The sequence below is a fragment of the Paenibacillus terreus genome (genome assembly GCF_042138595.1).
Lineage (GTDB): Bacteria > Bacillota > Bacilli > Paenibacillales > Paenibacillaceae > Paenibacillus > Paenibacillus terreus.
Genome location: NZ_JBHIRX010000034.1, coordinates 1 through 10870, shown reverse-complemented (window position 1 = coordinate 10870; position 10870 = coordinate 1). Strand labels below are relative to the sequence as shown.

The 10870-nt window shown below is 47.7% G+C and carries 10 protein-coding genes; 7 read left to right on the top strand and 3 right to left on the bottom strand.

Features of this window, described 5'->3' with window-relative positions:
- Nucleotides 1-184: hypothetical protein (locus tag ACE5KN_RS30910; RefSeq protein ID WP_375533324.1), on the bottom strand; the 184-nt coding region annotated here is incomplete at its 3' end.
- Between the two features lie 585 nt (nucleotides 185-769).
- Here ACE5KN_RS30910 and ACE5KN_RS30905 point away from each other — a divergent pair.
- The 4 genes from ACE5KN_RS30905 (at nucleotide 770) to ACE5KN_RS30890 (ending at nucleotide 5359) form a co-directional block, all read left to right on the top strand.
- The gene (locus ACE5KN_RS30905; RefSeq protein ID WP_375525558.1) at nucleotides 770-1189 is read left to right on the top strand and encodes a hypothetical protein; all 420 of its coding nucleotides are present in this window, start codon (nucleotides 770-772) and stop codon (nucleotides 1187-1189) included.
- A 219-nt stretch (nucleotides 1190-1408) separates the two neighbouring features.
- The gene (locus ACE5KN_RS30900; RefSeq protein ID WP_375525557.1) at nucleotides 1409-2194 is read left to right on the top strand and encodes an FkbM family methyltransferase; all 786 of its coding nucleotides are present in this window, start codon (nucleotides 1409-1411) and stop codon (nucleotides 2192-2194) included.
- Between the two features lie 13 nt (nucleotides 2195-2207).
- Nucleotides 2208-3983 carry a glycosyltransferase family 4 protein gene (locus ACE5KN_RS30895; RefSeq protein ID WP_375525556.1) on the top strand — a complete coding sequence of 592 codons (1776 nt, stop codon included), beginning with the start codon at nucleotides 2208-2210 and terminating at the stop codon, nucleotides 3981-3983.
- A gap of 272 nt (nucleotides 3984-4255) precedes the next feature.
- Nucleotides 4256-5359, top strand: coding sequence for a glycosyltransferase family 2 protein (locus ACE5KN_RS30890; protein WP_375525555.1), 1104 nt, complete (start codon nucleotides 4256-4258; stop codon nucleotides 5357-5359).
- A gap of 77 nt (nucleotides 5360-5436) precedes the next feature.
- Here ACE5KN_RS30890 and ACE5KN_RS30885 read toward each other — a convergent pair whose 3' ends face one another.
- A complete protein-coding gene (locus ACE5KN_RS30885) occupies nucleotides 5437-5982 on the bottom strand; it encodes a hypothetical protein (RefSeq protein WP_375525554.1) in 546 nt (181 codons plus the stop codon).
- A gap of 1035 nt (nucleotides 5983-7017) precedes the next feature.
- On the bottom strand, nucleotides 7018-7161 hold the full coding sequence (locus tag ACE5KN_RS30880; protein WP_375525553.1) for a hypothetical protein: 144 nt from the start codon (nucleotides 7159-7161) through the stop codon (nucleotides 7018-7020).
- Between the two features lie 275 nt (nucleotides 7162-7436).
- Here ACE5KN_RS30880 and ACE5KN_RS30875 point away from each other — a divergent pair, with 275 nt between their 5' ends.
- From ACE5KN_RS30875 to ACE5KN_RS30865, 3 genes are all read left to right on the top strand, one after another.
- Nucleotides 7437-9209, top strand: coding sequence for a thiamine pyrophosphate-binding protein (locus tag ACE5KN_RS30875; RefSeq protein ID WP_375525552.1), 1773 nt, complete (start codon nucleotides 7437-7439; stop codon nucleotides 9207-9209).
- Between the two features lie 118 nt (nucleotides 9210-9327).
- Nucleotides 9328-9819 carry a hypothetical protein gene (locus ACE5KN_RS30870; protein WP_375525551.1) on the top strand — a complete coding sequence of 164 codons (492 nt, stop codon included), beginning with the start codon at nucleotides 9328-9330 and terminating at the stop codon, nucleotides 9817-9819.
- A 147-nt stretch (nucleotides 9820-9966) separates the two neighbouring features.
- On the top strand, nucleotides 9967-10665 hold the full coding sequence (locus ACE5KN_RS30865) for a glycosyltransferase family protein (RefSeq protein WP_375525550.1): 699 nt from the start codon (nucleotides 9967-9969) through the stop codon (nucleotides 10663-10665).
- Nucleotides 10666-10870 lie beyond the last annotated feature (205 nt).

Sequence of the window (10870 nt, the reverse complement as noted above, 5' to 3'; positions counted from 1 at the left end):
GAACCGATCTGCTTTCTCTTGAGATCGCCTCATGATCTCGAACCGATCTGTCTTCTCTTGAGATCGCCTCATGATCTCGAACCGATCTGCTTTCTCTTGAGATCGCCTCATGATCTCGAACCGATCTGTCTTCTCTTGAGATCGCCTCATGATCTTGAACCGATCTGCATTCTCCTAAGATCACCTCATAATCTCGAATCGATCTGCTTCTCCATAAGGCACGATCCCAAAATAATAGACCCATTCGATGGTCCTGAATAGCGTAACAACAGGCATTTTCGCGCCTCATTTGATCCGTTATTTTCTTTAACGCGCCTAAAGTCTATTTTCGGTTCCCGGTTCCCGGTTCCCGGTTTTCTGTTTTTCTTTACCTGATCCAACGGGATAATCGTGCAAGGCTTCTGGGCAGCGAGTTCACATGCCCTGCCACGATCGACGGGCGGCTTGACTATCAAGCACTTAACTTAACTTTCGCAGCATGAAATCGGCAAACTTGCAAGGAGGGGATTCGAATTCGAATTCCTCAGAACCCAGCCAGCAGCTACAAAGGTTTAATTGGATTTGTCCTCTGCGAAAGTATACTTCCAGTGAACAAACCAATGTTCTTATCTCTCTGTGCCGGTCATAGAATATAGAAATGGGCCTTCAGACGTTTACACGATTCTGGAGAGATGGACATATCCAGACGAACCTTTCCTTAAAGCCTTAATAGCTTCATGAAACGCATCCTGGTGATTAAGGGCAATTTCCAAATCGAAGGATGATCGGAATGAACAATCAAGCAGAGCGTAAGGAATATTTGGAGCAGCTGAGAAACATTCAAATCATGGTGGAGCGTATGTTGACTAGCATGAGCGAAAATGAAATGGGAGCAAATCATGACCACACCAAGGAAAGGGAACGGCTTGATTTCACCTTCGATAATGAATGGAGACTGCATAGCATTTATAAACAACTGAACGACTTGGAGAAAGAAGTCAGAGGATTGGCAAGTCAGATCGATCACCAAGGCAAGATTCGAAAGAAACCTGGTCCCAAGCCCAAAGGGGGCATCAAAAGACACTATACCGTAACCATGCCGCAGCAAGATTGGGACATCATCGATAACATGATTAAGGAAGGCCGTTTTAGATATGTTTCAGATTATTTTCGCTTCCTGCATCGCTCTTTCACCCAAAGTCAAAAATAACGGGTATGTTCCGTATAGGTTATCAACTCAACGATCGAGATGCGGTCGGTCTTCCAGACGAAAACGAGCCGGGGTTAATAGACTTCATAGCTCATAAGCCTTTTCGAGGTTATAGCGATGAGGAATATTGCCCCGGTTTATTTGAGAAGTCATAACAAACAGTTAACTGAATATGATGGAAGGAGAGATACGAAAAAAAGGAAGAGAAGGAGCGGACATATGCACGGTACATATATTGGTGATCATAAAATGCTTATAAGCCTAGGGTATGGCGGATGGATTACAGTATCATCGCAGGATTATAGTTTAATGCCTGTTTTGGTTACGACGGGATATTTCGAATATCCGTTAACCAATTATTTTCTGAAGTATATAAAAGCAGGAGACACCGTTGTTGATATTGGAGCAAATATAGGTTACTTCACCCTGCTTGCCGCAAGACAAGTGGGAACACAAGGAAAGGTCATCGGTTATGAGGCCAATCCTGAAATGCTCCCAATTCTCCGGGACAATCTTGCCATGAATTGGGTTACTGACCAGGTTACCCTCAGCAATAAGGCTATTTATTCTGAAAATAAAAATCTGGAAATTCAGATATCTGAACGATTTCCTTGTTATTCTTCCATTAACGAAAGACCTGAGGATAATAATGTAGTGGATCGCTATAAGAAGATATCGATTCCAGGAGTCACGCTGGACAGCGAACTTATGGATATGGATCGAATCGATTTGGTGAAGATTGATATCGAGGGCGGAGAGTATCAAGCTTTTCTCGGCATGAGGGGATTAATCAAGCAGGGGAAAATAAAAAATATATCCTTTGAATGGAATAGACCGATGCTTGGCGAAGAGTGTGAACCCTTTATTCAATTATTAAATCTGATCCTTCATCATCATGGGGGACGGTTATATGTGTTAAGTACCGAAGGAGACCCGGTTCCGGTTAAACTTCAAGAGATCATTTCCAAAGACTTTTATCCATTTGCTCTGATTCAATTTAATTGAAGGAGAGGAGATAATGATCGAGAGCTTGCGGTGGGAACAATTTCTCAGACGAAGCAGGGATGTTGAGAACATAACCCCCGAACGAAAAGAATTAGTTCAGAAATCGGCGCCAGCCTTATCGGAATGTCACATTGTATATGTCATGAATCAGGTTGGAGTCTGGGGCGGGGTTAAGATTATATTTGAGCAGGCCAATCGTCTGGTCGAGTTAGGAGCTAAGGTCACGATTATATCCCATTTCGACCGCCCGCGTTGGTTCAAGCTGAATGCCGAGTACAAACAAGTCCCCTTCGGAATGGATGTAGGGGAGGCCCTACCCAGATGTGATCTGATTGTTGCGACGTATTATCACCACATTTATGAGTGTGTTAAGGCCAACGCCGCTCCTGTCGTTTACTTTGAACAAGGGGATAGACATCTGTTTGATTACGATCGTTTAAGTCAAGGGGAAATAGATTTTGCTTATAAGCAGTTTCAACTGGCTGATTTTGTGTTCACGGTGTCCAAACCAACAGCAGATTTAATAAAAAAATATTACGATCGCGATGCTGCGGTCATTCATAATGCAGTGGATCATCAGAATTTTAATGCCACGGGCAGCAAGTTTGCATGGGATGCTCCATATGTATTGATCATGGGAAGCGACCATGTCGAATTTAAAGGGGTCAAGGATGTTTTGGAGGCATTTAAGCTGGTTCACCAGGTTTACCCGCATTTGGAATTGCTGTGGATCTCCACTTCAGAACCCGCAGCGGATATTTCGCAAATCCCGGGGGTTGGAAAAGTGTTCGTTCAGCCTTCGCAGCAAGATATTGCCGCGTTATATAGAGGGGCAGAAGTATTTGTTGCAGGCTCCCACTATGAATCCTTCTCACTGCCTGTGCTCGAAGCCATGACTTGCGGGTGCGCCGTGGTGACTACGAAGAACGTAGGTGTGCTGGAGTATGTTGTTGACGGATCTAACGCTTTGCTCGCAGAGATCCATAACCCGAATAGTCTGGCAGAACAGATGCTGCGTGTGATCGGAAATGAAGAGCTTAAACATGAATTGGTACAACAAGGATTGCTGACCGCTGCCAACTTTGAGTGGTCGGTGATTGTGAAGAAGCTCGCTGAATATTATTTGCATTGTGCCTCTTACTCCATTCCTGCGGTCCAGGGACTGGACGAGTGGGATATCTATGTGAGTCAGAAGGATTTCCTGAATAACGCGGATTATGAAAAATTTACAGATGTTCTTACGAAAACCCACAGCGACACAATCGAGGTTCCGAAGCTCTATAATCAATGGCTGGAACACCATGATATGGGCAGGTGGGAAATTGCCGCACGTAAGAAGAACACCTTTGTGAAGGCAAAGGAACGCATTTTTTGTGTAGTGAAAGGCAATCCCAACATCATGGATGTGTATCAGGGAGGATTGGACCTTTTTCGGCAGAAACATTACGAACAGGCATTAGCAGTATTTTTAAGGAATACCAATGAGGCAAGCGATCCTAAATATAAAGCGGTATTCACCAAGTGGGTCATCTTATGTTTAATAAAACTGGAAAAAGATGAGGATGCCTTGAACCTTACACGCGAAGCTATGAAGATGCACCCGGATTATACGGACCTTTACTACTTATATGTTGTATTGTCGAAGTTAACGGGTTCCAGTATGGAGTATAATCAAGAGATTCATCTAATCCATTCATTAGGTGATTCCATACACTACCCGGAGTTTTTCTTCCATACAGATGCTCTGCACAAATCGTATGCGTTGACCTACAATGCTTTCCAGGCATAAAAAAAGGGACACTTGTTCTTGTTATTGTTAGTGCAACATACTCGAGCTATGCAGGCCATTGAGGCAGGCATGGCCTTTTGCTATCCACTGCCATAAGCCCACAACTTTTCTGCCGGCGTTCTATAGAATATAGGGGCGATATTCTCCAATTTGCTGCCCCCCCATTGGTCTAGGACAGAGCTCAAGGGAATAGAATGGAGGGACGGATCTCTGAATTCAACGTTCAGGTGTTGGAGGAGAGACTCATCCGTATTTCAATGAAGAGGTGGGCTATGGATAAACCAAGCATCTCGCTATGCATGATTGTCAAGAACGAGGAAGAATATCTTCCGAAATGTCTCAGCAGTGTCATGCGCATTGTGGATGAAATCATTATTGTAGATACCGGTTCAACGGATAATACCGTATCGATTGCCGAGGCCTTCGGGGCGAAAGTGATTCACATGCCGTGGCAGGACAGCTTCTCGGCTGCCCGCAACCGGGGCTTCGAAGAGGCTACGGGAGACTGGATTTTATGGCTGGATGCCGATGAAGAAATGGATGTGGAAGAGGCCGACAGGCTCAAAGAGCTTCTGACCCGGGATGCAATTCGTGAGCAGAATATCGAAGTCATTCAATTTTATTTCATCAACCATCTGGAGACAGGAGAAACATCACATGCCAGTCTGGATCGGATGGTGCGGAACCGGCCGCAATACCGCTTTGAAGGAAGAATTCACGAACAGATTCTGCCGAGCGTGCTGTGGGCCAATCCTGCCATGAAGGTCGGGCAGGTCGATATCCATATCCATCATTACGGGAATCTGGCCAAAAATATTTTGCGTCAGGACAAAATCAGACGAAATATATCTTTGCTCCTGCAATCTCTCAGGGAGAACCCGGATTATCGGCAGAATCACTATTACCTGGGGATTGAGCTTTATCGAATGAATGATTTGGAGAACGCGCTGAAGCATTTTAATTCAGCGCTGGAGGATCCGTCCGGGTTCCCGAAGGCTGTACTGTCCAGTGCGCATAAATACAGGCTGATGACACTGGAATCCATGGGGGATTATCACGATCTGGTTCAATACAGCCTGGAAAGTATAACGCTGTTTCCGGACTTCACGGATCTGTATCACCTGATGGCGAAGGGCTTGCAGGCACTGGGCCAAACGGGCAAAGCCATTGATGCATTACGGCAAGCGCTGAGCCTGGGACCTGCGCAGGGGGAATATCCGGGCGTGTCTGGACACGGCACCTATCTGGCATGTGTGGGACTCGGGAAATTACTCGCATCCGCCGGAGACCGGATAAATGCGGATCTTTATTTAACCCTGGCGAGTCTGATGCTCGGTGATGCGAGAATCCGATTCCGGGAGCCTATGGGTGTATAAGATGCTTAAAGATTACAGGGGAAACATCAGGCCACCGGCGTCCTGCAAGTGGCCTTTACCATATTCCGGGATTCGTCTCATTCACGCTTGGATTCATCCATGGGTGTATGAAACTCCTGATGTTCATCGAGGATGTCTGCATCCTGCGGGGGAGTCACGGGCTTCGCATCGGTGACGGAGGATTTCCCGGAGTCCACATTTGCTTCGAACGTTACCTTTTTGGTCTTGGTGCGGATCAGCCGGTCCATCAGGGAAGGGACCCACAGCGCCAATGCGCAGCCGAACAGGATACAGATGACGTAGGATTCATGTTGTTCCGGAGTAAAGTCCGGGTATACATAAGACCGGTACATAAAAATGAACCCGTTCATCACCAGTCCGCTCAAAGCCAGCCAGAAGCCGAAGCGTGTCGCGGAGCCTCTGTCGCGGTACATGCGCAGCCTGACAAACAGAGATATTCCGGCGACGAGCAGCAGGATGACGGATAGCAGCAGGAGCAGGAACGAAACGAAGTAGGTCTCTTGCGGGCCGAGCAGCACATACGGGCCAAGCAGCCGGAAGAAGGCTGTGGCAATGAGCCAGAACACAATCCCCATAACTACGAATTTGATCCATTGCATCATAGCGGCCATCTCCTTAGTCATATAGTAGACGTATTATGTTCAGGCCTGCTTTGATATATTCATGAAGTTATGAAAGATATATGGAAATTAGTTTATTTGTCTCTACGCATATAGGCTTCTTGCTCAATCGACCGTAAGGACAATTCCCCCAGAATTCGTTCGTGCCGTTCTTGCGTGGCGGCAATTACATGAATGGTCTCGGTGTTATGTCACGTAAAGAAGTTATTTTTACGATATTTAAAATTTGAAATAATGATCTGTGAACAGCATGAGCTATGAACCTGATAAAAAAACAACGATCCATAAACAGAAACGATTATATATAAAACAAACAGAGTTATAGATGCATGATCTGTTATTGTTACATTCAGGATTTTTACATTGAAGAATATGCATAAGAAATTGTAAGAAATAATAAGAGCGTCAGGAGCTTTAAATATTGTACATATAGTAGAGCATAGTAGGAGCGTTAAAAGAGCGTTAAAAATTAAAGTATATGCGTATATAGTACTTCTGCTCCAGTATGGTTAAATATATAAGTTGATAAAAGAGCAAAAGCAGACGCTGTATAGGAAAAAACGGCGTCCATACATGAACATCAGAAGCATAGGCACAGAATGTGCAGCTCATGATCCATAGGCAAAAATACGTTTTGGACCAGGGGCGGGAGCTGCAATTCGGTCTATGCTCTTAAAAGCAAAGGATACGATTTTATAACCGGCCATACCTGAGCTGCCAGAGCAAACAATGAGCAGCGGACAACCATGTTTCCAGCCGATGCTCCAGTGTTGCGGCAGGATTTCGCGATCAGACGCGATCCTCAGCTCTTCAGAGGTATGGCCTGCAAGCATTCAAGAGGCGACAGGACATGTACAGCAGGAACCAGCGGGGTCGCGACTTCCGCGGGCCTGTGTACAGCCGTCATCTATATTAAAGGCGTCCATCCCGGAAACGCGAATGGATCGGGATGTTCACCGAACCTTTGGTTGAGGTTCAAGGCGCCAATCGCCGGTATAACGGCAAGTGACATTTGTATCACAGTCTAATCGTTATGAACGGCTCCCGCCCTGGAAGTCCATAACGCTTGACCTCTTCTCCCACAAGCATTTCATTCAGTCCCAGCCATGGCATTTCCACTCCATTGTTTAGAACGCAGCGTTCTTTTCTATTTCTAATCACAGTACACCCTCCAGCTTGTTGTGAATTTCTCTTTGCCTGTCCGCTTTACTACATCATATTCGTCAATCCATCAATTATGCTTCGGTTTGTGTTCCTCATTTTGCAGGCACATCATTTGCAGGTGGGCACATATAGATAGAAGTAAAGCTGTAAACCACGATGGATCCGGCCCGAATGAAGGCAGCGAACGGATATGAAGCAGATGGTCATAGAGAGAAGACTGCGAGTACATGGGGGCGGTTTAATGCAAGGCATCTGTTAAAAGGAGGATCAGGGTGAAATTATCCGATTATGTCATCGATTTCATCAGCCGGCAAGGTGTCAGACATATATTCGAAATGACCGGCGAGGCCATTGCCCATCTGATCGATTCAACCATTGACGCCAGGGAGGTCGATACGGTATCGATGCACCATGAGCAGGCCGCCGCCTTCGCGGCCGAAGGTTACAGCCGGATCAATGGCAAGCTTGGCGTGGCCATGGCTGCCAGCGGACCGGGGGCGCTGAATTTGCTGACCGGGATCGGCAGCTGTTATTTCGACTCGGTGCCGTGTCTGTTTATAACCGGGCAAGTCAATACGTATGAATTCAGGTTTGACCGGCCTGTGAGACAAATCGGCTTCCAGGAAACGGATGTCGTCAGTATCGTCAAGCCGATTACGAAGTATGCGAAATTAGTGATCGACGAAAAGAAGATCCGGTATGAGCTGGAGAAGGCGGTGTTCATCGCCCAGAATGGACGTCCCGGACCGGTCCTGCTGGATTTGCCCATGAATGTGCAGCGCGCGCAGATCGAGCCGGATGAGCTGGAAAGCTTCTTCGGCAGCGAGGAGCACCGTCAGTACAATAATGAAGCGGGTGCCGCTGGAATTCCGGAGCTGGAGAAGGTTCTTGATCTGCTGAGCCAGGCTAAGCGTCCCCTGATTCTCGCCGGTGGAGGAGTCCGGGCCGGGAACGCCGCCGCGGAGCTGCAGGAGTTGGCCGAGAGGAGCAGCATTCCCGTCGTCAGCTCCCTGCTTGGATTGGATGCCCTCCCCACCAGCCATCCCTTGAGTATAGGGTTGATCGGCACCTATGGGAACCGCTACAGCAATCTGGCTGTGGCCAACTGCGACCTGCTGCTCGTGCTGGGCTCCAGGCTGGATACCCGCCAGACCGGCACTCAACCGGCAACCTTTGCGCGCGGAGCCAGGAAGATCCACGTGGATATCGATTTCACCGAGCTGAACGCCAAGGTCAGAGCGGATGTTGCCATTCATGCCGATGTGAAGCGATTTCTGAAGGAGCTTAACAAGCGGCTGCCCAAGGCCCCGAAGAACAAATATGCAGCATGGAAGCGGACGATTGAGGATTATATGCTCCGCTATCCAAGTGGTGTGAAGCCGACGAAGCGCGGCAGCATCGATCCGAATCTGTTCGTCCAGCTTCTGTCTGCTTACTGCGAGGAGAATGATCTGATTGTGCTCGATGTCGGACAGCATCAGATGTGGGCCAGCCAGTCTTTTCAATTGAAGCGGGGGCAGCGTTTGTTGAACGCGGGCGGAATGGGGGCCATGGGTTTCGCCGTTCCGGCGGGGATTGGAGCCGCGATATGCCGTCCGGGGGACCGGGTCGTGGTCATTGCAGGTGACGGGGGTTTTCAGGTGAACATCCAGGAGCTGCAGACGATTGTACAAAATCAGCTGCCGCTGAAAATCTTCGTTATGAATAATCATCACCTGGGGATGGTCCGGCAATTTCAGGATATGCATATGGATGGACGCCACCAATCGACGGTCGAAGGCTATGGATGTCCTGATCTCGTGAAGGTGTCGAAGGCATACGATATTCCGGCCAAGAGGATTATGAGGTATGAAGAGGCTCAATATGTGATCAGTGAAGCGCTGGAGACTCGGGGACCTTTTCTTGTGGAGATCAATCTGGAGACGGAGACGGAAGTGCATCCGAGGCTGGCTGTGAACCGGCCGATTGAAGATATGTACCCGTTTCTGGAGCGAAGCGAGCTGAAATCCATGATGAGAATCAAGCCGCTTCCAGAGTCGCAATGACTCCGTGACCGTGGGCGACGAGTCCGAGTCAGGCACCTATTTTACTGGACATAGACGAACAAACAAGCTCCTCCCCTGCATCGGCATATAATGCAGTATAACAACAGGAGGTGATTGAATGTCCGGTTACAACTACGGCGCAGACTGCAGCAACGGAAATTGCCCGGATCAAATGGTTACAGCTCCAACGCAGACTCAGGTTCAGAACATTTATAAGAAGCAACTGGTCCAGGTCATTCATCCAATTGAGATTGTGAAGAAATATCATTGCTGCCCTGTATACCATCATTCTTATGTATACACTGTGAGAGACGAGATAGATTCTCCGCAGGACCTGGGAGGATATCCTGGAGGATACGGTTTTTCTGGGCAAGCAAGTGTCAGCAGCTACCGGAAAAAGAATCTCAAGAAGAAATCCGCAGCAGGCCGCAAGGCTGCTGTGAGCCGTAAGGCTGCGAGCGGCCGGAAAGTCAGCGCGGGCAGCAAGTCCAGTGCGAGCCGTAAGGCAAGCGTAAGCAGCGCCAGAGCGAAAATGAAAAGCAAAGCAGTCAGCAAATCCGGCAGCAAGCTTGGCAGCAAATTTGCAAGCAAGCCCATGAGAAAGAGATAACGATTGAATGAACGGATGATTAGCTCCCCTATAGTGCCTTCAAAACTCGGATGCATTGAAAGAGGCAGCGATTGAGCTGCTTCTTTTTTTTAGATTACGGTTATACTCCAAAACACTGCTGCATATGATTCAGGAGATCATACGGGAATGAGAGTGAAGACAATGACAGAAGAAGAAAATTCCGTTTGCTTTATAACCTGCGTGAATGATGACGTACTGTATAAAGTATGCCAGGATCACCTTCGTTATCTGTCTGTACCGTCAGGCGTTCATACCCAAGTTCTCGCCATCAGAGGAGCGTCCAGCCTCACGTCCGGTTACAATCAGGCCATTCGCCTATCGCGCGCGAAGTACAAGGTCTATTTGCACCAGGATACATACATCATGAACCGCAACTTTATTCACGATCTGCTTGAATTGTTCAAAACCCATCCACAGCTCGGTCTGGTCGGGCTTATTGGTTCGGGAACTGTTCCGGATAGCGGGGTTTGGTGGGAGTCGGACCAACGTTTTGGAAGAATACTTGAGAACCGCAACATATACCATTATTTGACGTTTGATGAGGCAGAGGCTCCTTTTCAAAGCGCAGCTGCATTGGATGGCCTGTTGATGGCGACCCAATATGATGTTCCGTGGCGGGAGGACATTTTTGACGGCTGGCATTATTATGACGTATCCCAATGCTTCGAATTCAAGAGAAGAGGGTACTCTGTCGGCATCCCGCCCCAGGCTGAACCGTGGGTGCTTCATAACTGTGGAGTTATGGAGCGCGATCTTATCTTTGAGTATTACAGGATAAAATTTCTGCTCGAATATGGTAGAAATCAGGAAATTCTCAACAAATAAGAACTCAACTTTCACAGAGGACAAATCCAATTAAACCTTTGTCGCTGCTGGGTTCTGAGGAATTCGAATCCCCTCCTTGCAAGTTTGCCGGTTTCATGCTGCGAAAGTTAAGGCTTGACAGTCAAGCCGCCCGTCGACCGTGGCAAGGCATGTGAACTCACTGTTCGGGAGCTTTGCACGATTATCCCATTGGATCAGGTAAAGA